25 protein-coding genes are annotated in these 23,859 nt (G+C 39.6%); 5 read left to right on the forward strand and 20 right to left on the reverse strand.

Features of this window, described 5'->3' with window-relative positions; genetic code table 11:
- Window positions 1–14: 14 nt before the first annotated feature.
- The 4 genes from I573_RS01315 to I573_RS01330 all read right to left on the reverse strand — a co-directional run bounded on the left by I573_RS01315 (window position 15) and on the right by I573_RS01330 (window position 2,948).
- Window positions 15–614 (reverse strand): hypothetical protein, encoded by a 600-nt coding sequence (locus tag I573_RS01315; protein ID WP_016184762.1) that lies wholly within the window; start codon window positions 612–614, stop codon window positions 15–17.
- 117 nt (window positions 615–731) lie between these two features.
- Window positions 732–1,613: a 16S rRNA (adenine(1518)-N(6)/adenine(1519)-N(6))-dimethyltransferase RsmA gene (gene rsmA / locus I573_RS01320; protein ID WP_016184763.1), complete on the reverse strand. Its 882-nt coding sequence runs from the start codon at window positions 1,611–1,613 to the stop codon at window positions 732–734.
- Window positions 1,610–2,176 carry a ribonuclease M5 gene (gene rnmV, locus I573_RS01325; protein WP_016184764.1) on the reverse strand — a complete coding sequence of 189 codons (567 nt, stop codon included), beginning with the start codon at window positions 2,174–2,176 and terminating at the stop codon, window positions 1,610–1,612. The genes rsmA and rnmV overlap by 4 nt, the downstream gene beginning before the upstream one ends.
- A gap of 1 nt (window position 2,177) precedes the next feature.
- Entirely contained in the window at window positions 2,178–2,948 is a 771-nt protein-coding gene (locus I573_RS01330) for a TatD family hydrolase (protein ID WP_016184765.1), read from the reverse strand.
- Between the two features lie 153 nt (window positions 2,949–3,101).
- Here I573_RS01330 and I573_RS01335 point away from each other — a divergent pair, with 153 nt between their 5' ends.
- The gene (locus tag I573_RS01335; protein WP_016184766.1) at window positions 3,102–3,698 is read left to right on the forward strand and encodes a hypothetical protein; all 597 of its coding nucleotides are present in this window, start codon (window positions 3,102–3,104) and stop codon (window positions 3,696–3,698) included.
- Window positions 3,699–3,814: 116 nt separating this feature from the next.
- On the forward strand, window positions 3,815–4,723 hold the full coding sequence (locus tag I573_RS01340) for a metallophosphoesterase (RefSeq protein ID WP_016184767.1): 909 nt from the start codon (window positions 3,815–3,817) through the stop codon (window positions 4,721–4,723).
- Here the strand turns inward: I573_RS01340 and I573_RS11365 are convergent.
- A complete protein-coding gene (locus tag I573_RS11365; RefSeq protein ID WP_016184768.1) occupies window positions 4,720–6,483 on the reverse strand; it encodes a metal ABC transporter solute-binding protein, Zn/Mn family in 1,764 nt (587 codons plus the stop codon). The two genes, I573_RS01340 and I573_RS11365, sit on opposite strands and share 4 nt — an antisense overlap.
- Entirely contained in the window at window positions 6,480–7,214 is a 735-nt protein-coding gene (locus tag I573_RS01350; RefSeq protein WP_016184769.1) for a metal ABC transporter ATP-binding protein, read from the reverse strand. Before I573_RS01350 ends, I573_RS11365 begins: the two co-directional genes overlap by 4 nt.
- Before the next feature lie 210 nt (window positions 7,215–7,424).
- Between I573_RS01350 and I573_RS01355 the strand changes: the two genes are divergently transcribed.
- From I573_RS01355 to I573_RS01365, 3 genes are all read left to right on the forward strand, one after another.
- The gene (locus I573_RS01355) at window positions 7,425–8,045 is read left to right on the forward strand and encodes an FMN-dependent NADH-azoreductase (RefSeq protein WP_016184770.1); all 621 of its coding nucleotides are present in this window, start codon (window positions 7,425–7,427) and stop codon (window positions 8,043–8,045) included.
- Window positions 8,046–8,149: 104 nt separating this feature from the next.
- Entirely contained in the window at window positions 8,150–9,535 is a 1,386-nt protein-coding gene (locus I573_RS01360) for an aldehyde dehydrogenase (RefSeq protein ID WP_016184771.1), read from the forward strand.
- A 95-nt stretch (window positions 9,536–9,630) separates the two neighbouring features.
- Window positions 9,631–10,275: a VTT domain-containing protein gene (locus tag I573_RS01365; protein WP_016184772.1), complete on the forward strand. Its 645-nt coding sequence runs from the start codon at window positions 9,631–9,633 to the stop codon at window positions 10,273–10,275.
- 24 nt (window positions 10,276–10,299) lie between these two features.
- Here the strand turns inward: I573_RS01365 and I573_RS01370 are convergent, their stop codons facing one another.
- The 14 genes from I573_RS01370 to I573_RS01435 form a co-directional block, all read right to left on the reverse strand.
- The gene (locus tag I573_RS01370) at window positions 10,300–11,232 is read right to left on the reverse strand and encodes a CAP domain-containing protein (RefSeq protein ID WP_016184773.1); all 933 of its coding nucleotides are present in this window, start codon (window positions 11,230–11,232) and stop codon (window positions 10,300–10,302) included.
- Window positions 11,229–12,797 carry a hypothetical protein gene (locus I573_RS01375; RefSeq protein WP_016184774.1) on the reverse strand — a complete coding sequence of 523 codons (1,569 nt, stop codon included), beginning with the start codon at window positions 12,795–12,797 and terminating at the stop codon, window positions 11,229–11,231. The genes I573_RS01370 and I573_RS01375 overlap by 4 nt, the downstream gene beginning before the upstream one ends.
- Window positions 12,798–12,800: 3 nt before the next feature.
- Window positions 12,801–13,535: an ABC transporter ATP-binding protein gene (locus I573_RS01380; protein WP_016184775.1), complete on the reverse strand. Its 735-nt coding sequence runs from the start codon at window positions 13,533–13,535 to the stop codon at window positions 12,801–12,803.
- 70 nt (window positions 13,536–13,605) lie between these two features.
- Window positions 13,606–14,493: a methylenetetrahydrofolate reductase [NAD(P)H] gene (gene metF, locus I573_RS01385; protein WP_016184776.1), complete on the reverse strand. Its 888-nt coding sequence runs from the start codon at window positions 14,491–14,493 to the stop codon at window positions 13,606–13,608.
- Window positions 14,447–16,750: a 5-methyltetrahydropteroyltriglutamate--homocysteine S-methyltransferase gene (metE, locus tag I573_RS01390; RefSeq protein WP_016184777.1), complete on the reverse strand. Its 2,304-nt coding sequence runs from the start codon at window positions 16,748–16,750 to the stop codon at window positions 14,447–14,449. The genes metF and metE overlap by 47 nt, the downstream gene beginning before the upstream one ends.
- Window positions 16,751–16,887: 137 nt before the next feature.
- The gene (locus tag I573_RS01395; RefSeq protein ID WP_016184778.1) at window positions 16,888–17,739 is read right to left on the reverse strand and encodes a MurR/RpiR family transcriptional regulator; all 852 of its coding nucleotides are present in this window, start codon (window positions 17,737–17,739) and stop codon (window positions 16,888–16,890) included.
- Window positions 17,740–17,893: 154 nt separating this feature from the next.
- Window positions 17,894–18,598 (reverse strand): HAD family hydrolase, encoded by a 705-nt coding sequence (locus I573_RS01400; protein ID WP_016184779.1) that lies wholly within the window; start codon window positions 18,596–18,598, stop codon window positions 17,894–17,896.
- Window positions 18,599–18,606: 8 nt separating this feature from the next.
- Complete coding sequence (locus I573_RS01405; RefSeq protein ID WP_016184780.1) at window positions 18,607–19,245, reverse strand: bifunctional 4-hydroxy-2-oxoglutarate aldolase/2-dehydro-3-deoxy-phosphogluconate aldolase; 639 nt, start codon at window positions 19,243–19,245, stop codon at window positions 18,607–18,609.
- Window positions 19,235–20,311, reverse strand: coding sequence for a mannonate dehydratase (gene uxuA / locus I573_RS01410; RefSeq protein ID WP_016184781.1), 1,077 nt, complete (start codon window positions 20,309–20,311; stop codon window positions 19,235–19,237). The genes I573_RS01405 and uxuA overlap by 11 nt, the downstream gene beginning before the upstream one ends.
- A gap of 14 nt (window positions 20,312–20,325) precedes the next feature.
- Window positions 20,326–20,766 carry a PTS sugar transporter subunit IIA gene (locus I573_RS01415; protein ID WP_016184782.1) on the reverse strand — a complete coding sequence of 147 codons (441 nt, stop codon included), beginning with the start codon at window positions 20,764–20,766 and terminating at the stop codon, window positions 20,326–20,328.
- A 13-nt stretch (window positions 20,767–20,779) separates the two neighbouring features.
- A complete protein-coding gene (locus I573_RS01420; RefSeq protein ID WP_016184783.1) occupies window positions 20,780–21,598 on the reverse strand; it encodes a hypothetical protein in 819 nt (272 codons plus the stop codon).
- Between the two features lie 19 nt (window positions 21,599–21,617).
- Window positions 21,618–22,124 (reverse strand): PTS sugar transporter subunit IIB, encoded by a 507-nt coding sequence (locus I573_RS01425; RefSeq protein ID WP_016184784.1) that lies wholly within the window; start codon window positions 22,122–22,124, stop codon window positions 21,618–21,620.
- 16 nt (window positions 22,125–22,140) lie between these two features.
- Window positions 22,141–22,995, reverse strand: a complete 855-nt coding sequence (locus I573_RS01430) for a PTS system mannose/fructose/sorbose family transporter subunit IID (RefSeq protein WP_016184785.1) — start codon at window positions 22,993–22,995, stop codon at window positions 22,141–22,143.
- Between the two features lie 18 nt (window positions 22,996–23,013).
- On the reverse strand, window positions 23,014–23,847 hold the full coding sequence (locus I573_RS01435; RefSeq protein ID WP_016184786.1) for a PTS mannose/fructose/sorbose/N-acetylgalactosamine transporter subunit IIC: 834 nt from the start codon (window positions 23,845–23,847) through the stop codon (window positions 23,014–23,016).
- Window positions 23,848–23,859: the final 12 nt, after the last annotated feature.

Here is a 23,859-nt window from a genome sequence, read left to right on the forward strand (position 1 = left end):
TTTTCACAAGTTTTCTATTTTTTTTCGAGTGTAATTTCAGAAAACGTTCGGCTTTGTGCTTTCGCTTTGGCAAAAACTGGAATATAAAAGAGACGACTAAGATTTTTTGCAATAAAGAAAGCTAACGTGAAATCGATCATACTATGTAAGATCCCTCCCACGCCCAATAGACCAAAAAGGAAGCCAAAGAAATTTTGATCAATCGTTGCTCCACTAATTGAACCTGTCGCATAAAATGCCCATACCATCGCTACTTCGGCTACAGCATGAATCATCGCCATCACAAAATTAAATAATTGAAATTTTACTGGATGCGCGACAGTTTGCGGATACCGTTGAAGATAAAAGGCACCGATCGTAGCAAAAACAACATGCGTCAGTGCTCTAGCCGCGATAATGAATGGTGTCGTAACTAAAAATCCAAAAGTAGTTCCCAGTGCGACTGCGATTGCCATCGTTGGTGAAAAAAACATCGCAAGCATGACAGGTACATGACTAGCTAAGGTAAATGAAGCTGGGCCGATCACGATTTTTGGCATCATCATTGGAATCAAGATCCCCATCGCAATCAGTAATGCACCAATTGTCAATGAACGAACAGAACGAGTTTTCATACAGTACTCCTTTATGTGTCAAGACACGTTTGATAATTTGATTGTACCAGAATAGTTCCAGGTGTCAAGACACTTATTTAGAATAAAAAAAGACCCTACAAAAGTAAGGTCACGTCTTTATTTTAAAGCTTCCATTGTGTTACTTAAGCGTGCAAATTCTTCTAAACTCAAGGTTTCGCCACGTCTTGAAGGATCGATTTGCGCTTCATCTAAACTCTTTTGCAACCAAGCTTTTGTAGCCTCGTCTTTGCCATAATAACTTTGTAAATTATTCCATAACGTTTTGCGGCGTTGTAAAAATCCTGCTTTCGTTAATTTAAAGAACGCTTTTTCGTCAGTTACCTCAACAGCAGGCGTTTCACGGCGTGTTAATTTTAGAATCGCTGAATCCACATTTGGTTGTGGAACGAATACCGTTTTTGGTACGATAAACGCGACTTCAGCATGCATATGGTATTGCACAGCGATCGAAAGCGAGCCATATGCTTTTGTTCCAGGTTTTGCAGAAATGCGGTCTGCCACTTCTTTTTGCATCATCACGACCATTTCAGCTACATTCGCTTTTGATTCTAAAAAATGCATCATGATCGGAGTCGTAATGTAATACGGTAGATTCGCAACGACTTTGATTGGTAACTCCTCTTTAAATTGCTCCTTAAAAACAGTAGCTACATCGACTTTTAAAATATCTTGATGGATAACTGTTACGTTGTCATAAGGTGATAATGTATCTGCTAAAACTGGGATCAAACGGTCATCAATCTCAAAGGCTAGGACTTGATGTGCATTTTGTGCTAGATGCTCTGTCAACGCCCCAATTCCAGGTCCTACTTCGACAGCATTCGTGTGCGTATCAATTTCAGCTGCTTCAACGATTTTGCGTAAAATATTAGGATCAGTTAAGAAATTTTGTCCTAAACTTTTTTTAAAGGTAAAGCCATGTTTGGCTAAGATCTCTTTTGTTCGAGATGGTGTTGCGATTTCGCGATATTCGTTCACAAATTTTCCTCCACTTGTTTCATTGCGTCTTTAAACGTTGCTTCATCGATTCGAAACATCGCCAAGCGCTTTTCTAATTGTTTGCCATTCGTATAGCCGATCCGCAAAAGATCCCCTAATGCTTCACGACGTTCTTTGGCTTTATCTCCTGCAATCAGACCATACGCCATCAAAGTGGCGCGATCGATCCCTACAGCTTCATCTTCTGCTACTGGCGTGACAACTTTTCGTAAGGCCTCCAAAATCGCCTCATCGCTTGCATGCTCGACGCCTAAACTCCCGCCTTTTTTCTTGGGTACAGCTTGATCACGAGGTAAAAAAGCATGCTTGGCATCAGGGATCTCTGCCATGATCGTTTTTCGAATCTTTTCACCAGAAAAATCTGGATCCGTAAACACGATCACACCGCGAGTTTCTTGTGCATGCGCGATTCGTTCTAAGATTTGATCATTAATCGCTGAACCGATCGTTTCAATCGTATCGACTTCTAGTACTTGTTGCAATCGTCTCGTGTCGTCTTTTCCTTCGACTACGATGATCTCTTCTACTTTTAGTTTCCCCATTTTACTCACCGATCCTAAACAAACGACGCGCATTTTGAGTCGTTTGTTGGGCTACATCCTCGACGCTCATCTCACGTAAGGCAGCGATCTCATCCACTACATATTTCGTATAGCCTGGTTCATTGCGTTTACCACGAAATGGAACTGGTGCAAGATACGGCGCATCGGTTTCGACCAATAGACGCTCAAGTGGCACGACCTGAGCTGCTTCTTTTACTTCAAGTGCTTTTTTAAACGTCACCACACCACTAAATGAAATATGCATCCCTAAATCTAAAAATTTCTTCGCCCACTCGCCATCACCACTAAAACTGTGCATGATCCCACCGATATCTTGGATATTGGCTTCTTTTAAGATTTGATAGGTATCTTCCATTGCATCACGTGTATGGATACTGATTGGCAAGTGAAACTCTTTGGCGATTTCGATCTGGCGTTTGAATACTTTGGCTTGAACTTCTTTAGGATCTTCCATCCAATAATAATCTAATCCGATCTCACCAAGCGCTACAACTTTTGGGAGCGTTAATTGCTCATATAGTCGTGTTTCAATTTCTTTTGTATAACTTCCAGCTTCTGTTGGGTGCCAGCCAATAATGCTATAGATGTTTTTGTGATTTCGGCTTAGTTCAAGTGATTTCTCGATCGTTGGCGTATCAAATCCCACAACAGCCATTTGCGTTACGCCTAATTCTGTTGCGCGGACGATTGTTTCTTCGATCTCATCTTGGAACTGTTCAGCATTTAAATGAGTATGAGTATCAAAAATCATATGTGTTCCTCCTTAATTCTCTTTCATACAATAGCATATTTTTCAAGATTTCTAAATGGAAAGCACTGATTTTTACTGAAAACTCAGACTTAGGCACGAGGTTTTGAGATTAGGTTTACCGTATACTATCTATAAGAAATGGGGGATGTGAAGGTGCAACAGTTGATCAAACAATTACGCACACGATTCAAAACACCACAAACCAAACAAGAAGTTCGTACGAGTGCTAGTTATTGGTGTTTATTTGGTTTATTTACTTTACTTTGTCTTACATCACTTTGGGGAAAATTAGTTGTTATTCTCGCCTTTTTGGCGATTGCAGCGCTTGTCAATGGGCCCGTCTTATTTGTATTCGGCTTGATCTACACCGCTTTATTCAGTCTATTTCCACCACTAGCATTTTTATTTAGCTTGATTCTATTGATTCGAGAATGTTTTTTCTTCGTTCGCAATTGGCGCTTTGGGATATTCGCGACTTATTTTTATGTCATGCCTTTTCTCTTTACTTGGCTTTTACATCAATCAACTTATCCAGCTAGCGTAACGAAATGGAGTCTATTACTGATCAGTTTAGGTCTTTTTTATGGACTGTCCGAACTTGTGTATACGCGTTCTAAAAATAGTTTAGGTCTTTTATGGAGTGTTATTTCTTTACCTTATGATACGGTCTTGTTTGTGATTCCCAAACGATTTTCAACTCGTTTCTCTCGACAAAAGCATCTTTCCCCGGTACGAAAGCATTTTAAATAATATATGTAATTTTTTAGCAATCAAACGAATCTTTTTTGTTTTGTTCGATTGCTTTTTTTGTGATTTTCGCCTATTCTAAGGTTATCTATTAATTCTAGTTAAGGAGCGCTTCTTGCATGATCTTCTTTTATTTTTGTCTCCTTCTGCTCGTAGGTTTTCTAGTGTATATCTTTTTTATCGAGCCAAGTCGCTTGCTTGAAACACATTATTTTATCCGTAAAGATAAGAAAAAAGTGTTGGATATTACAAGCGCGGCCGATCTTTATCAAGGAAAAACTAGTATTGTTCTCGCGCAGATCAGTGATCTTCATTTTTCGCGGTGGTATCCACCACGCAAGCTAAATCGTGTGATCAAACAACTTTTAGTAACAAAACCAGATATGATCATCTTTACCGGTGACTTGATCTCAAATTACGCGCATTGGCCTCAACGTAATACGAAAAAATTAGTTGAGAAACTAAAAAAATTACATGCTCCTTTAGGAAAGTTTGCGATTTTAGGCAATCATGACTATGCGCATGACGGACAATATTTTGTTCGTGAGATTTTTAAAAAGTCTGATTTCCAATTGCTCGTTAATGAACAAACTTATTTTACAAATGACCAAGTCTCTCTGACAATCGTAGGACTAGATGACGCAATCAAAGGTCATCCAACTTACAAGTATCAACAAACTTTTGCCGATTGGCATATCTTACTCACGCATGAACCAGATAGCGTTGAAGTCATCCCGCATATCGAGCGCTTTGATCTAGTAATGGCCGGCCACAGTCACGGTGGACAGATTCGCTTGCCGCGCTATCGTCCTACTCACAAAGGTTCAACAAAGTTCACACATGGTCTTTATCTCCTTGCAGAAAAAACTCTTTTATCTGTCAATACCGGTATTGGCATGACTGCGATCCCTGCACGATTAGGGGTACCACCTACTGTGACATATTATCATCTAGAAAAAGAAGAAAAAGCTGCCGTGTTAGTGCCAAAGAAAAAAGTAATGTCTAGAAAAAAAAGTGAACGAGATTAATCTCGTTCACTTTTTTGTGTTAATCCTTTCGCAATCTGATTTAGATTCCATTCCATCATCGCATAGTAACTGTCTCCAATTTCTCCTTTTGGGGCAATCGAATCGGTGAACAACTCGCTATAGATCGGTTTATTGGTTTGTGTTGCGATACTTTCCATCGGCTTTTTCGACACACTCGTCTCAACAAAGACAACAGGTACTGCACTATCTTTTAGACGATCGACTAAAGATTGAACTTGTTGTGGCGTGCCTTCTTGTTCAGTATTGATTGGCCAGATATACGCAAACGGTATGTCATATGCTTTTGAAAAATACTGAAAAGCACCTTCACTCGTCACGATCAAGCGATTCTCTCTAGGGACTTGCGCCATTTGTTGTCGAACCTGATCGTCTAGTTGTTGCAATCTTTGATTATACGCTTGCGCATTTTTTTGATAAGCTTCTTGATGTTCAGGATCTTTTTGGCTTAAAACACGCGCGATCTCCGTAACATATTTTTGACCATTTTCAAGTGCTAGCCAGGCATGTGGATCTAATTTATCGGATGTTTTTTCATTTGTACCATCGATGTATAATGGCTCAACAGTACGACTTACCGCAAAGTAATCCTGATTTTGTTGTTTGTTTGTCGTCTCCATCAATTTTTGGAACCAACCATTCCCACCCGCTTCCAAATTTAAACCGTTATAAAACACGACCTCAGCCTCACTGACCTTGCTGATATCTTCTGGTAAAGGTTCATGCTCGTGAGGGTTTTTCCCTACCGGAACCATCGAATGGACATTTACGTGTTCTTGACCAACTTGATTGACAAGATCATATAAGATCGAATTGGTAACCACAACGTTCATCTGATCTTCTTTCATCGTATCTGAAGAAAAGAAAAACAAGCTACCCATCCCTAAAACTGCAGCACTCACACCTACACTACGATATACACGGGCATACTTCAATTGGTGCTTCGGCGAGAATAAAAAGGCGAGAACAAATTGTGCTGCCGCAAACAATACGATACTTGATCCAGCTGATAAATTATAAACATACCCAATCCAGAGTCCAAAAAACGAAGCACTAGCACCAAATAATGCCGCGAGTGCTAACATATAATGCAGTCGTTTACTGAATAAAAAAGCTGTGGCTGCAGGTGTGATCAACAGCGAGACGACTAACATCGTTCCAACGCTTTGCATCGCGGTAATCGAGACGACGGTTAACAGCATCATCAATAAATAATGAAACCACTGAACTTTTATTCCGGCCGCTTTTGCCATCATCGGATCAAAAGACGTCAAAAATAATGGACGGTAAAAGAGACCCAAAACGAATATCACAACAGTTGCAATCAAGATCGTCTGCCACATTTCAGTTTTGGTAACAGCTAAAATATTTCCAAACAACACATGAAATAGATCTGTCGAACTATTGGAAACACCGATCAAAATGACTCCTAAAGCTAAAAAACTACTAAAGGTGATCCCGATCGCTGTATCTTGTTTGATCACGCTTTGACTGGAAATCGACGAAATCAAAAATGAAGCGACTAAACCAAAGCATAGTGCTCCCCAGAAATAAGAGATGCCAAAAATATACGATAACGCTACTCCTGGTAATACTGCGTGTGAAATTGCATCCCCCATTAAAGACAAGCCTCTTAAAATAATAAAACAGCCCAACACTCCAGAAACGATCCCGATCGCAAGTGCGGTTACTAAAGCATGCTGTAAAAATTCATATTGCCTCAACGCGTCAAAAAAGATCATTTCATTTCCTCCTTTCTTTCCAAAATAATGGTTTGAGTGCCGTAAGTTTTTGTAATCCACTGCGGAATGAACGTTTCTTTTGTAGGACCATAGGCAATCAGCTGTTTATTCATCAATACGACTTGGTCAAAATAATCATCGACTTTACCTAGATCATGATGAACAATAAAAATATACGTTCCTTGATCGCGTAAGTCGCGTAACACTTCCATGATCAAATGTTCACTTTGACGATCGATTCCAACGAAAGGTTCATCTAAAAAAATCACTTTGGCTTGTTGTACTAGAGCTCGTGCGACTAGTACTCGCTGAAATTGACCTCCTGAGAGTTCACCGATCTGACGAGATGCAAATTCTTGCATCTCAACTTTTGCTAATGCAGTAAATACTTTTTCCCATTCATATTTTGTGATGCGCTTATAAAATGGGCGATGTGGATATAGACCAAGCGACACACATTCTGCTACTGTGATTGGAAACGTGCGATCGATCTCGGCTTTTTGCTCGACATAGGCAATCTCTTTGCGACACTTGTCGATTGGTTGTGTATCGATCAAGGCTTTTCCACTAGCGGGGATCAGCTTTAATATCCCTTTGATAAAGGTCGACTTCCCTGCCCCATTAGGCCCTAAAATCCCAATCAAAGCTGGGTGTTCAACTGTAAGTGTGAGATGGTCGACTGCTGGTTCTCCTTTGCGATAACTGACACAAAGATCGTTTATTTGAATCATAACTTCCCTCTTTTCGATTCTTTTTTATTTTTAGGCTTGCCTAAACTTTTGATTTAGTATACCTTTATTTTTTTATTTATTCAAGTATTCCTGAGGTATTTTAAAAATACTATAAAAAAGTAAGAGCTTATTTATTGTAAGTCATAAAAAAATAGTGTATGCTAAATTCAGTTAAAAAATTAAAGATTAAGAATAGGTGGAATAAATTCTATGAAAAACGTATTAGTCGTAAAAGGAAACAACCGTCCAGATGGAACTTCAACTGCAATGTATAACACATTTGTAGAAAATTTAGATGCAACAAAAGTAAATATCGATACATTTGATGTATTCGCTCAAGATATGCCTTATATCGGTCAAACATTATTTGATGCTTTTGGTAAAATGGCGACAGACAAACCATTTACAGATGCTGAACAAAAATTAATGGATATCCGTGAAATCGTACAACAAAAATTCTCTAAAGCAGACGTAGTCGTATTTGCTTTCCCAATGTGGAACTTAACGATCCCTGCTGCGTTACACACATTTATCGATTACATTTTCCAAGCTGGATACACATTCTCATACAACCAAGATGGAACAATGAACCAATTACAAGCGGGTAAAGAAATTATTCTATTAAACGCTCGTGGTGGAATCTACTCTTCTGGTGATGCAGTTGCAATGGAAACTGCTGTAACTTACATGGAAAAAACATTCGGCGGTATGTTCGGAATGAACATCACTGAAGAAGTGATCATCGAAGGACACAATGCTGACCCTTCTAAAACAGCTGAAATCGTTGAAAATGGATTGAACCGTGTAGCTGAAGTAGCAAAATCTCTATAATCGAATCGATCAATAAGCGCTAGAAGCTTCTAGCGCTTATTTTTTTGTTTTCTTTACGATTTAGCGTACACTAAACTAAAACCTATCATATCGGAGAGTGACTTATGGATATCCCAACTATTGTGGCACAGCAAAAAATATTTTATTCTACCAATCAAACACGCCCGTTAGCTTTTCGCTTAACACAATTAAAAAAACTAGAACGTGCGATCTTAGCCTATACCGATCAACTCTACCAAGCATTTGAACAAGACTTACATAAATCGGCTTTTGAAACCTATGCAACTGAAATCGGCTATGTTTTACAAAGTATTCGACAAACTCGTAAAAAATTAGCTCGCTGGATGCGTCCAAAAAAAGCAAAAAATCCAACTTACCTCTTAGGTGCTTCGAGTTATTCGATTTTTGAACCTTTAGGAACTGTTTTGATCATTGGTCCGTTCAACTATCCCTTTCAGCTCGTGATCGAACCTTTGATCGGTGCAATTGCCGCTGGAAATACTGTGATTATCAAGCCTTCTGAATACACACCTCATGTCACAAACGTTTTAAAAGACATGATCCATTCGATCTTTGAGCCTGAATTTGTCGCTGTAGTCCCTGGTGCAATCGAAGAAACGACGACTCTTTTACACCAACCAGTCGATCATATCTTTTTTACCGGTAGTCCTGCTGTAGGAAAAATCGTCATGAAAGCAGCAAGTGAACGCTTGATTCCAGTTACGCTAGAACTCGGCGGAAAAAGTCCGGCTATTGTAACCCAAAGCAGCGATATCCAGACAGCTGCTGAAAAAATCGCATGGGGAAAATTTTTAAACGCTGGTCAAACTTGTGTCGCTCCAGACTATGTACTCGTTGAAGAAACCATCGCACATGATTTTACACGGGAATTAACCTTGTACTTACAAAAATTTTACGGTCTTGAACCAAAAGAAAGCCCAGATTTTGGTCGCTTAGCTACTGAAAAACATGCTTCACGTTTTGTCGACCTCCTACAACATACTACTGGAAAAGTGATCTTAGGTGGAGAAATCGATGCGCCTTCTCGCTATGTAGCGCCAACGATCGTCACAGAGCTTTCATTTGAAGATGCGTTGATGCAAGAAGAATTATTTGGTCCGGTACTGCCGATTCTCACGTATAGACAATCACATTTTGAACAAGATGTCCTTCATCCGATTCAACAACGTGAAAAACCGTTAGCCTTATACTTATTTACAAAAGAGAAAAAAGAAGAAGATCTTGTCTTGGCTAATCTAAGTTTTGGTGGTGGTGTCATCAACGATACTCTCCTTCATTTAACGAATGAATATTTACCATTTGGTGGGGTCGGACAATCTGGGATGGGCCATTATCATGGACATTATAGCTTTTTGACCTTTTCACATCAAAAGGCGATCGTCAAAAAACGCGACTTGCCTAAACTGTCGATGCTCTATCCTCCTTATACAGATAAAAAGTTTGCTTTGGTCAAAAAATTTATGAAATAAGTTAAGTTTTTCTTTTTTTCAAAGTTTTTCTAGACCTTCCTCTTAAACTTCTTTACTATATAAAATGAGACTATAATTAAAGGAGCGAATTTCTTTTGGCACTGATCGATTTTATTATCCATATCGATGCGCATCTTTTGGCATTGGTCAATCAATACGGCTGGGGTATCTACCCCCTATTATTTTTAATTATTTTTGTTGAAACAGGTGTCGTCATTTTCCCATTTTTACCAGGTGATTCCTTACTGTTTGCAGCTGGTGCACTTGCGGCAGTCGGCAGTAGCGTGTTACACTTGCCTACTTTGTTTCTGACTTGTGTCGTTGCTGCGATCTTAGGTGATTTACTCAACTACTGGTTAGGCCGAACATTTGGATTAAAAGTATTATATGATGGAAAATTATCACGCTTTATCCGGCAAGAAGAAGTTGAGAAAGCCGAGCATTTCTTTAATGAAAAAGGAAAGCATACGATTTTTATTGGGCGTTTCTTACCTTTCGTGCGTACATTTATCCCCTTTATCGCAGGAGCAAGTCAGATGAGTTGGCGATTGTTTAGTTTTTACAATATCGTCAGTGCCATTTGTTGGTCAGCGATTGGATTATTTGCAGGATATTTCCTTGGTTCGATCCCATTTATCAACGAACACTTTTCAATTATCATGATTGGTATTATCCTAGTATCACTTGTTCCAATCCTTGTCACCGTATTTAAGAATCGCAAAGTAAAAACAAGTAAATAAAGCAGCAGCCAATCGGCTGCTGCTTTATTTTTTAGCAAAGTGTTGTACGACAATGGTTTGAGTAGCTGTTTGCGATACTCCGATACCAAGATCTGTATACTTAGTTGATTCCATCGTTTCACGATGACCTTGCTGACTATTGGCTAACGTGTCGATCGCCAATTGCGCGGTTTGCTTCGCAGTTGATTGCGTGGGGATGATCGCAATATTTTCAGCCATCTCTGTAAATTCTGGATGATTTAATTCTTGATAGATCGAAACAAAAGACTGACCATCTGGACGAAGATGCGCTGCTAATTTTTGTTGATCCTCTACACTCGTATCGTACTCTGAAAGCTCACGACTTCTTAAAAAAGCGCCTTGTGCTAACTCGACTTGAGGAACAAGCTGAAAAAGTGCTCGTGTTGCGCGATAAGCTTTAACTAAGTCCAACGCATCTTGTGCGATTTCTTGTTCGAGTTGTGTTGGTGTTAGGGTTAGATCTTGCTTGCTACTATACCAAGCGACTCCTTCGTCTTGCCACCCTAATTGACACAACTGATCGATCTCTGCTTGACTTGTTGTATAATGATGGGTTCCTGTTTTTGCATATGGATTGTACGCGCGATACACAGCTTGACCCTTTGAAGCGGCATACCATCCCACTCCTTCATCTTGCCAACCAAGTGCTACTAACTGAGCTTTTTCAACTTCCGACACGGTGTAATGATGATCTCCAGCTTCTTTATTGTATACACGATATACCGGCAAACCTTGAAGCGGTGCATTCCACGCCACTCCTTCTGCTTGCCATCCTAAGTCCACTAGCATTTGTTGTTCTGTTATCGAAGCGGTATAAAAATGTTCGCCACTATTTGGATTATAAAGTCGCTGCATCGCAAGCACAGAGGACGCTTCAACCGATAATGGCCAACACATACATACAAGCAGACAAACTCCAAGATGCCACTTTCTCATACTTTTTTCCAATAGGTTAAATAGAAATACCCGTGTACGCCACTTGCGACGATTAAAAGTAGTAAGAGCAAACCCAAGGGAATCAAAAACGTCGTGCTTATCATCATGAGCCAAACCGTCCCACCAATGATTAGCCCACCCCCGACTAATCCTCCAAATTGAAGCAATAATAAGCCAAACGTCCCAGATCCTCTTGAAAATAACTGTGTTAAATCTGTCCAGTGACTTGAAAACAACCGAAAATCACGCCAAAAATAGACTTGAGAAAAGACAGAACTTCCTAAAATCCCACCAAGAATAAAAGCTATCCATAGACTAAGACTCATATGAAATAAGAAATAAGCCAACGTGGCTAAAATAAACGTCAAAATACTTTGAACGATAAAGCCAAATAAGAATTTTTGGCGTAGATAATAACGAATCGAAATCGGAGTGGCATGGATATAAAGATAATTTTCTTTATCTAAAGACAATAAAATTGCGACTAGAGATAATGGTGTCGTCACCAGATAGCTAAGCAATACTCCGCCATAAAATAGGGTCACACTATACTGATTTCCAACCCCACTAAGATTCCAAACATTACTAAATCCAAAACTAAAAAAGAAGATAATTGGAAACACAAGTGAACTAGAAAATACTTGTAACAATAAATTAGGATCTTTAATCAGCTGCAGATTATAAGACCAAAGTAATTTCGTAAGACTTTGTTGTTGTTTGATCTTACGTGTCGGATTTCCTTGGATCGTCGAGATTTCAATCAACTCTTCGTAAAACCGTGGAAAAATGAAAAAGCGAAAAATCAATAGTAAACACGATAACAAACCAATTAATCCAATCAATGAATACAAACTTGCCAAAGATAAGACTTGCGTCGTTAAACAAAATAAAGGCAAAAACACGACCAATGCTGGTGCTCCGTTTGTAGTTTCAAGCGCATCAGATTGATTTAAGACCAAAACCCCTACTATTACCAACCCGGTCGTGATAAATAATAGCGCCGATGTTACGATTTTTTTGTGTTTTTTATAAAAATGCGTTCTAGCTAAACTAAATACAAGTAAACTCGAAATCAAATATAAAAACAATAAACAAAGCAAAAATAATACGAGTGCAATCAAAACTGCTAGAATAAGCGGCACCTGTGCTTTAATACCGCTTAATAAAAATAAAACAAAAATAGGTAATAAAAAAGGAACTACTGTCAGACTAACTACGATCAGCTTTGCACTAAAAATCGCGCGTGGTGTAAACGGTAAAGGCAAGTATGCCGGTAAATCTTTACTCTCTAAAAAGACATTTATGATCGCATTGATCGTTTGTGATAATCCAAGTACGCTAAATAGCGCAACGAAATAAGTAAACAATTGCGGTTGCTTAGAAAAATCAGTTTGGATCATGATCAATCCATATACGACAACGAAAATAACAGCAGATAAAACATATTGTGATAAGATCGACCGAATCAAAGGCGTACCTGACTTGCCTTTCAATCGTCCTTTTTGTGTGACTTGTGGATTGGCAAATAGCAAATTCACCCGAATCAATTCTTTTAATTGCCTCATGATCTACACCTCACTTGCTTGTTCTTGATGAACGAGTGAAAGATAAATCGTTTCTAACGATTCATTTGGATGTAAGGCAAGTAGATCTGTGACTGTTCCATCGTATAACAGTTTTCCTTGTTTTAAAATCGCTAAACGATCACATAACTGTTGCGCACTTTCAAGTACATGCGTCGAAAAAATCACAGTCTTCCCTTTTTGGACATGGAGTTTCATCATTTCTTTTAAATCAAAGGCAGCTTGAGGATCTAAACCTTGTAGTGGTTCATCTAAAATCCAGATATCAGGATCTGAAAGCAAGGCCCCAATGATCATCGTTTTTTGGCGCATTCCATGTGAGAAACTGGCGATCGTTTCGGTTTGATGTTCTTGCATCGAAAAACGAGCCGTCAATTCCACTAGACGTGTCGCAAATTCTTCTTGAGATACGTCATAGGCCGCAGCCATTAGCGACCAATATTCATACGCGGTCAATTGTAAAAAAAGATCTGGTGAATCAGCGACATAACCAATCTGTTTTTTGATCGCTTCACGATGTTCAGCTAAAGGCTTCCCATCGATTATGATCGACCCAGATGTCGGATGTAAAATACTGACCAACATTTTGATCAAGGTCGATTTTCCGGCACCATTATGTCCTAATAATCCATAGATCTCACCATTTTTGATGGTTAAGTCTAGACTATCGAGTGCCCGTTTACTGCTATAGTGTTTTGAAAGTTGCTTGATTTCAATCATCGAAACTCCCCCTTTTTCTCTATATTCTCATACTCAAGTTCGATTTGCAAAACAACCTAAACAAGCACCACTACTCTGCAATCAGAGTAAGTGGTGCTTGTTCAAATAAACTGCGAGTGGCTTCACGGATTCGTTTGGCCACATATGGATTATTCATGGTATAAAGATGGATCCCATCCACTCCTTGTGCAACTAGATCGACGATTTGATCGACCGCGTATGCGATCCCCGCATCGCGTATCGCTTCTGGATTGTGTTCATATCGTGCCATCATTTTTAAAAATTTCTCAGGTAAGGTCACATGCGACATTTTTGCAATGCGTTCGATTTGTTTTTTATTTACGACTGGCATGATTCCAGCTTGGATCGGGACATCGATGCGTGCGAGTGCACAGCGTTCTAAAAAACGATAAAAATACTGATTATCAAAAAATAATTGCGAGACCAACTGATTCGTTCCAGCATCGACTTTTTCTTTTAAAAAGCGAATATCTTCAATCGCATTGCACGCTTCCACATGCGTTTCAGGATAACAAGCACCAATAATATTGAAGGATCCGTGTTCTTTTATGAACTCAACAAGTTGAGTCGCATGTTCAAAATCGCCTTTTGGTGTTTGCCCGGGGAGAATATCTCCTCGAAGTGCTAAAATATTCTCGACCTTTTTGGCTTGTAATTGATCCAAGATCAGCTTGATTTCAGCTTTAGTAAAATGGACTGCTGGTAAATGCGCTACACTAGGAAGAAATTGTTCCTCTTGGATTTTTTGAGCGATCTCGACAGTTTGTAAATTTTTAGCCGAACCTCCTGCTCCTAGTGTCACACTAATAAAATCAGGTTGTTGTCCTTTTAGACGATCTAGTGTCGTGTAGATCGTCTCCAGTGAAGAATTCGTTTTAGGTGGGAATACTTCATACGAAAAGACGGTCTTTTCTTGAAACAAGTGATCGATTCGCATCGAGATCCCTCCTTTTTTGTTTTGCTGCTGTGACTAGATGACGTAAACTTTCATAAGTTTCGGCTTCATTTCGAGTTTTCAAGCCACAATCGGGATTGATCCACACTTGTTGGACCGGTAGCTTTTCTAAAATCTTTTCAATCGTATGCTCAATCTCTGCAACAGTCGGGATTCGAGGAGAATGGATATCATAAACGCCCGGTCCGACTTGAGTTTGAAAGTCTTGTTTTCTTAAAGCATCTAAAATATCTAAATTGGAACGTGACGCTTCAAATGAAATCACATCAGCATCCATTTGATCGATTTCTTTAATAATATCGGTAAACTCGCTATAACACATATGCGTATGGATCTGAGTTTTTGCTTTGACTTTACTATGAACTAAACGAAATGCTGGAATAGCCCAATCTAAATATTGACTATGCCAATCACTTTTTCGTAAAGGTAATTTTTCACGCAATGCTGCTTCATCGATCTGGATAATCTGGATCCCGTGTTTTTCTAAATCCAGTACTTCAGCTTGAATCGCTAAAGCAAGCTGTAGCGTCGATTCTTTTAAGGAGATATCTTCTCTTGGAAAGGACCAATTCAAAATCGTCACTGGACCAGTCAACATTCCTTTTACTGGTTTGTTGGTTAGCGATTGGGCATAAACCGATTCTGCTACACTTAATGGTGCTTGACGGTAGATATCTCCCCATATGATCGGCGGTTTCACACAACGTGTCCCGTAAGATTGAACCCAAGCTTTTTTTGTAAACAAATATCCGGCCAAACGTTCCCCAAAATATTCAACCATATCATTGCGTTCAAACTCACCGTGGACCAATACGTCTAAGCCAATCTCTTCTTGAAAAGCGATACAAGCTGCTGTTTTCTCTTGTAATTTTTGTTGGTACGCTGATGCAGACAATTCACCTTTTTTGGCTTTCGCTCGCCATTGCTTGACTTCTTTGGTCTGAGGAAAAGAACCAATCGTCGTCGTAGGCAATATTGGAAAATCAAACGTATCACGTTGAATCGCTGCACGCGTTGCTAAAGCTGGTAAGCGAGTGAAATCTTGTGCGTTTAAAGAGTTGATCGCATGTTCCACTGTTTGATTTTTAACAAAACGTGTTTGTGCAAATAAGCGTTGATTGTGCTGAAGCGCAGTCTTATCTTTAGTTGTTAAAATCGTTTTTAATTCCTGAAGTTCCGTTAATTTTTCGATTGCAAACGCGAAATGTGCCCGTGTCGTATCCAAAAGATCAGGTTCATTTTCTAAGGTATACGGTACATGTAGTAAGGAACAAGATGTAGACAACACGACTTGTGCTTCTTTTTGTAGTTGCTCGATCGTGTTAAGCGTCTGTTGGTACTGATTACGCCAAATATTCTTCCCATTGATCACACCGGCAACTAAAATCTTATCTTTAGGAAACCCATTTGTCTGAACCAATTCTAAATTTTTACGTCCTTCGATAAAATCTAAACCGATCCCTGCTACTGGAAGGTCAATCAATGTCTGATACAAGTCTCGTACATCACCAAAATAGGTTTGTAATAAGACTTTAGGTTGCAATTTTCCGCTTAATAAGTTCTCGTAAAGACGTTTTATCTCCACTTGAGTATGGTCTTCAAGGTCAAATACAAATGCCGGTTCATCTAGCTGAACCCACTCACATCCCAGATCATGGATGATCGTGAATATTTCTTGATAGGCTTCAATTAATTTTGGATAGAGGTCTTGAGCTTGTTTTTTGCCTGTATACACTGCTAAATTAGCTAAAGTATAAGGCCCTACGATCGTTGGTCGTGGTGTGATCCCTAATTGTTGTGCTTCTTTGATTTGTGCGACTAGACGTGACGCATCTACTTTGATAGTAACGGTATCTTCGATTTCAGGCACCATATAATGATAATTGGTATTAAACCATTTTTTCATCGCTAATGCGGTCACATCTCCACGCTCTCCTTGATACCCTCGTGCCATTGCAAAATAGGTCTCTAGCTTGGAAAGATTCAATGCTTGATATTTTTGTGGAATCAAATTAAACAATACCGCCGCATCTAACACCGTATCAAAAAAAGAAAAATCGCCACTTGGAATCCAATCAAGTTGTTGTGTTTGTAAGGTATTCCAATGGGTTTGACGTAATGTTTTTGCAATCGCTTCTAGCTGTTCTTCCGTAATTTCACGACGAAAGTATTCTTCTGTTGCAAATTTTAATTCTCTATTTGCTCCTACTCTTGGAAATCCGACGATGGTTGTTTGCATGTTATTGTCCCCCTTTAAGATCGTGTTCATACTGTACCATGAGGATTTTCTATAGGATAAGTCTTATTTTTTATGACTATATATAGATTAAAACTATATTAAAGCAAAAAAACTAGCTTCCCGAATAGGAAACTAGTTTATGTCGCTTTTAATTTTGCGATTCGTTTACGAACTTTTGCCATCGATTCTTTTGAGGCTTTTTTACGCTCAAACATTAAAATAACATATAGCGAATCTAAAATACTCAACTGCGCGATTCGTGAAGATAAGGCTTCAGAACGAAATTCAGTTTCTTCTGCAATCGACACAAATACAGCGTCTCCTAATAAGGCTAACGGCGATTGACTCGAACTCGTTAAGACGATCAATTTCGCTCCTGCTTCTCTTGCCGCTTTTGCAATCTCGATCGTTTCATGTGAACGTCCCGTATGCGAAATCAAGATCGCACAATCACTTGGCTTCATCAAGGAGGCTTCCATCAACTGGATATGGTAATCCGTACTGTGATGCACGCGAAGTGGGGCACGAAGAAATTTATGGTAAGCATCTGTTGCTACGATCTCTGATCCTCCAACACCAAAAAAATAAACAGCTTCGGCATCTTTTAGATACTCTAACGCTTGTTCTAATGCGACTTGATCCAAAAATTTCCGAGTATCCAATAACGTCGAAATATTCGTATCAAAAACTTTTTGGGCTTTGGTTAATAAGCTATCGCTATCGTAAATATTTTCATGGATCGTGATTTCTGTCTCGCTACGTCCTTGTGTCAATAATGCTAATTTGAAATCCTTGAATCCTTGATACCCAATTTTACGTGTAAATTGAAAGATCGTTGAAGGAGCGATCTCCAAAGTTTCTGATAAATCATTGATCGAATTACTTCCCACTACGACAGGATTTTCTAAAATAAAGTCTGCTATTTTTTTTTCTTTTTCACTTAAATTCGTATACATCGATTTGATACTTAATCGAATGGAATCACTCATACTTTTCCTCCTGTTCCTATAGCCCATCCTATTTGATAGTTTGCTATTGCTAGCATTGTAACCAAGTTCGTTCTAAAGGTCCAAGATAACGATAGTTTTTTAAAATAAGAGATACAAAAGTTCTACGCGACGGTAAATCTTTTGTATCTCTTATTTACATTATTTGACGAAGATAATCAGTCGCTTGAGCTAGCGTATCAAACACAAACGTTGCGGATGCAGTGGCTTTTGTAAACTGGGTTTCATCGACTAAATGCTGTCCTTGATATTGCGGAAGATCGGTGATGTCATCTGGGATCAACACAGACGCGATCCCAGCGTTTGTAGCAGCTTGAATGCCCACGATCGAATCTTCAAAAACAAGTGCATGCTCTTTAGATTCACCACTTTTAGCGAGTGCAGTCAAAAAAATCTCTGGATCAGGTTTTCCTTGCTTCACTTCTTCTCCACTTACAACAGCGTCGATGTAAGATGTCACGTGCTCCATTTCTAAATAGCGCATGATCTGACTGTTTAAATTCGAAGATGCAACAATGACTTTGATCTGTTCTGATCGCGCATACTCCAATAAAGTAAACAAACCCGATTTTGCATAGACACGTTTTTCTTGTTGCAACAAGGCTTCTTTTGCTTGGATCATTTCTTGACGCCAGTCATCTATCGGTTGATCGACCCCATAGAGCTGCTTCATTTTGACTAAAATCTCAGGATGTGTTCGTCCTGTTAAATCATAATACACATCGTGAGTCATTTGATAATCATACAGTTTGGCAGATGTGAGGTAGGCTCTATAGGCTAATCGTCCAGTTTCAAACATCAAGCCATCCATATCTAAGATGAATACTTTAGGTTTTTTCATCGATCCTCCTATTTTTTAGCTGCTTCGACCAACTGAGACAATTGATGAAGACCGTGATCGGCTTGAGACAATACATGATCGGAAACAATGAAAGAGCCACCTACTGCCACAACACCATCTGTAGCTAAATAGTCTAAGTAATTGCGTTCATCGATGCCACCTGTAGGTACAAATCCGATATCGTAAAATGGACCACGTAAACTTTTGATTGCTTCTAATCCACCATAAAGATGGGCTGGGAAAAATTTCACAGTCGATACGCCATAACTAACGGCTAGCTGAATATCTGAAGGTGTGGCGACTCCTGGATAAATCGGAATGTCGACTCCGCGTGCATAGTCCAATACTTCAGGTACCACTGCAGGTGATACTAAAAATTGAGCGCCTGCGTGAACGGCTTCTTGTGCTTGCGCAAGTGTACGAACGGTGCCAGCCCCAACAAGGAGACGGTTACGCTTCGCTAAATACGCGATCGCATCCATTGCTTGACTGGAACGAAGCGTGATCTCGATGATCGGCAATCCGGCTTGAATCAAGACGTCTTCTAATTCATCTAACTTCGTTAAATCGTGAGGCGTATATAAGGGCAATAGTCGGTGGTGTTGGATCGCTTCTGCTATCGAGACTGTTTTTGATTTAACGAGCATCGTGATCTCCTCCTTTTAAAATCGCTTCATGTAATCCTTGTAAATAACTGATCCCTAATGCACGATCATACAATCCATACCCTGGCATCGCGACTTCATCCCAGATCGTTCGGCCATGATCTGGGCGAATCACACCATCGAATCTTGCTTTGACTAACGCTTCCATGATGGCATACATATCCAAAGACCCTTCTGTTGATAAGTGAGCCGATTCTTTGAATTTTCGTTCACCTAAATACGCGACGTTTCGAAAATGGACAAAGTGAATCCGATCGCCAACAGATTCAATCATCTGAACTAGATCATTCGCAGGATCTGCACCTAGTGAACCGGTACAAAAGGTTAATCCATTGTATGACGAATCGACTAAGCCAAGGATCGTTTGTAGATCTTTTAAATTTTTTGTGATTCGTGGCAAGCCAAATAATTCCCATGGTGGATCATCCGGATGGATTGCCATCTTCACGCGGACTTCTTCACACACTGGAATAATCTTCATTAAGAAATAACGTAGATTTTCCAAAAGGTCAGCTTCTGTCACGTTTTCGTATAGTGCAAATAATGCATCGAATTTTTTTAATCGCTCTTCTTCCCATCCAGGTAATTTAAATCCTTTTGATTGACTATGAATCAGCTGATACATTTGACTTGGTTCCATGTGATCGACCACTTTTTGATCGTAGACTAACGAAAAGCTCCCATCTTCATTCTCATAAAATAGATCCGTTTTCGCCCAACCAAAAATCGGTTTAAAACTATAACAAATCAAGTTGATCCCACATGAAGCAAGATTACGGATTGTTTGGATATAGTTCTCGATATACTGATCGCGCTCATCTGTTCCAGCTTTGATTGCATCATGGACAGCAACACTTTCGATCCCTAAGACCGTTAAGTTTTTTTTCGCTGCTTGTGCTTGTAAAGTTTTGATCTCATCGATCTCCCAGACATCACCTGGTAATTTATTCAAAAGTGTGCCAACTACCCCATTGATTCCTGGAATTTGAGCCACATGTTCAATCGGAATCGAATCTTGTTCACCGTACCATCTAAATCCCCACTGCATCGTCTCTCCTCCTTTTAAAATCCATCCTCTTCGCTCTCGTCTTCAGCGATTTCTTCAAAATGCGTGATTCCTGAAATTGCTTGCTCAACAAGCAAATGATACACCTCTGCACTTTTTTGACCCAGATATTGTTGGTTGATTGCTTCGATCACCATTGGCAAATTCACTCCACTGATTAGATGAAGATTTGCTTTAGTCGTTTCGTGTAATTGACGACTGACCAGTAAGGTTTGGTTATATGGGCTTGCACTGGCAAGATCCGTTAATACCACGACACCTTCTGGTCCATCAACTGCTTCGATCGCTTCTTTGATTGTCTCTCCTAATGCTGTAATATCGTCTCCTTGATACAAGTTGACGGTTTTAAGTTGTTGTGTGGGTCCGACAACGACTTCTGCCGCGTCTTTTAATCCATCACTTAACGTGCCGTGGGTGGCAATTACGATTCCAATCATATTTTAGTCTCCTCTATGAGATACACCAAGTGACAACTTGATGCATATTTTCCATATTTAATCGACGATCTTTTAGTCGTTTTTTAGGTAAGTAATAGTGTTCGTTTTTTTGTTGTGCTGCGAAAATATAAGTCAACTGCCCTTTCGTTGCTTGTTGTTCTACACGATGTAATGGCGCATGTGCACCGATACTGTCTAAATAGATCCATTTAGCCTGTGGATTGATGACTTGGTTTTCATATAAACTTTGCGGACCATAACACCCACGATCAAATAAAATATACGCGATATCTCGTTTATTTTCTTGACTCATTTCTAAAATCGCTAAGATCGAAGATGTATTGCGGATGAGATTTTTCCTTACCGCACTGCCTTTTGTTACATAGCGTAAAATCAAAAAGTACAGTCCAAATCCGCCTACACTCAGCCAAGTGATTGGGGAAGAAAAGTCAAAAGCATGTGGGGCAAAGCGCGTATACGCAAGCGTTAACAAAATACCGATCAGCAACATCAAGAAACTCACGCCATATAAATAGGTCATCGTCTTTCGGGCTTGTTTTTTCGTATCAAAAAAAGTATAGGCTCCAAGTGATTCCATCGGTGTATCGTAATAGGTACAAATAACCGTTTTCGCCGTTTTGACATCTCCAATATAGATATCTCGTTGGATCTGAGTGTGATTGGATTCCATCACAGCGACATCTTGTCTAAAGGAAAAGACGTCTTTTAAAATCGCTTGAATAAACCGTTGCTTTTTTTGCTCACTTTTACGTGAATTGTAAATATATTGATATCGAAATACCCAGTCTTGAAATCGTTCGCTCGTCCCCATATGCTTCACCTATAACTTTCTATAATCCAAATTGTTTTAAGACATCTTGTAAACTTGATTTTGATGAAGAAGGTGTGGCTTGAAAATAAATATCCTCTACACCATAATCATCATGTAATTCTTTTAAGCGCAATGCATCCTCTTGATTCAAATAAACTGATTTTGTCACAAGAACATCTTTCTCCGCATCTTTTTGTGCAATGCCCCCAACATTCAATTCTTTCATTGGTAAACCATGTTTGACTAGTTCATAGATGGTTTTAACCGTTTTCGCAATCAAAATACAGTTGTACTCTTTAAATTCATATTCATCCCAATAAAATTCTGCCTTTTCTGGTGTTACAACGATCGTTTTTTGACCAGTACGACTACCCGCATTTTTATATAGTTCTCGCATAAATTTATCTTTCGCTACGACATCGTCGACGACAAAAATCGAATTGACCCCATTTTTTTGTGATAAAGTCACCATTACTTGACCATGAATCAAGCGCTCATCCACACGTGCTAATATAATTTTCCCCATTTTCATTCGCTCCCTTTTATAAAATCCCGATGCCAGCTAAGACGATCAAAATCGCAGTTAGCCACAATAATGCTTTCGTTACATTCAATCCTTTTTTCGTGTAGTACAGATACACACCCATTACAACGACTAACGGTAAAATCCCTGGCATGATCTGATTTAAGATATCTTGTACGACAAATTCTCGACCTGAGATATCAAATTTTAAACTCGAGGTGACTTTGACATAATTTCCAGCGAGGACACCCATCATAAACAACCCTAAAACCGATAGCATCTCGATTGCCGTTTGTACACCAGCACTTTGCATCAAACCTGATGCATTTTGTCCCATACTAAATGCTTGTCTAGCAAAGAAAGCGCCTAGCACCATTTGATAAATCGAAAAACATAAGAATGGGAACAATGCACCTAACGGACTTCCCTGTTGTGCCCACGGAACCGCGATGGCAATAAAGATGTATTGAACTGTACCAGAGTCGATCGCATCGCCGATTCCAGCTAATGCACCCATTAATCCGGCTTTGGTGTTGTACATCAAATCATCTTGCATCAAGATTTCAGTTTCTTCATGTTCTTCTTGTGCGCGTTGTTGTTCCATAGAAGACATCAAGCCTGTGATCACACCGCCACCCCAACTTAATTGGGTATTGAAAAAGAGTAATTGACGTTTATACGCTGCACGTAAGGAATCATCGTCTTTATAGATTTTCTTTAAAATCGGCATCATCGCGTAAAGCAAGGACGGTGCGAGATAGCGTTCGAATGAGTGTGGAATCTCATTGGCGAAATACCATCTTAAGTAGGCTTTCGTCACATCTTTTTTTGTGATTTCTTCCGGTGCTTGTACATCTGTTGTGATCGTTTTCATTTTTGATATCCCCCTTTATTAGAACCCGTCGTCATAGTCGTCATCGTCATCAAAACTCGCTGCGTTCGGATGGGCAACTGGTGGTGTTGTTTGATTGTGTTTACGTGCTTGGATAAAGATCAACGCGATCAATGTTCCAAAAATCGCATAGGTCACCATCGTGATTTTTAACGATGCAAATACGACGCTACTAAAGTAAGCTAGGAAGAAAAAGACTAAGAAATCTTTACGTCCAATCACATACACGGTCGTTGCGATCCCAATTGCTGCTAATCCCCCACCTACGACTTCTAGAATATGAATAACTACGGTACCTTTTAGAGCATTGATGACGTCTGCGATCACTGGTGCTCCAAAAAAGAGTGCAATAAAAATCAAGGGAACAAAAAGCGCAAATGAGGCCAGTGTTGGGTACAAAATAATCGACCGCTTGATTGCTTTAGTATTTAATTCTTTTACCGCTTTGTCCGTATATTTCCCTAAAAATGTATTGATAAAGAAGCGTACTTGATAGAGATAACTTCCCAGTAAACCTACCGGAACCGCCACAGCAATCGCGGCTTCTGGTTGAAGATTTCCTAATAAGGCTACCGGTACGGCAATCGCTGCGGCAACAGAAGGTTCTGCTGGCATTGAACCACCTGGAGAAAATACGCCCATATAGATCATTTGCAATGCAGCCGTCACGATCATTGCTTGCGCTACATCGCCCATGACGATCCCTACAAATAAACCGGTCATCATCGGTGAAAAACGTAGATTAAGCGAAGCGCCTCCTCCTAGCCAACGTGACATGATCCCTGCTACCCATAATGCGATCAATAAACTTTGTACAACTGTCAATGTTTCCATATCCTCGTTCCC

Origin of the sequence: Enterococcus sulfureus ATCC 49903 (assembly GCF_000407605.1) — a bacterium.
GTDB lineage: Bacteria > Bacillota > Bacilli > Lactobacillales > Enterococcaceae > Enterococcus_G > Enterococcus_G sulfureus.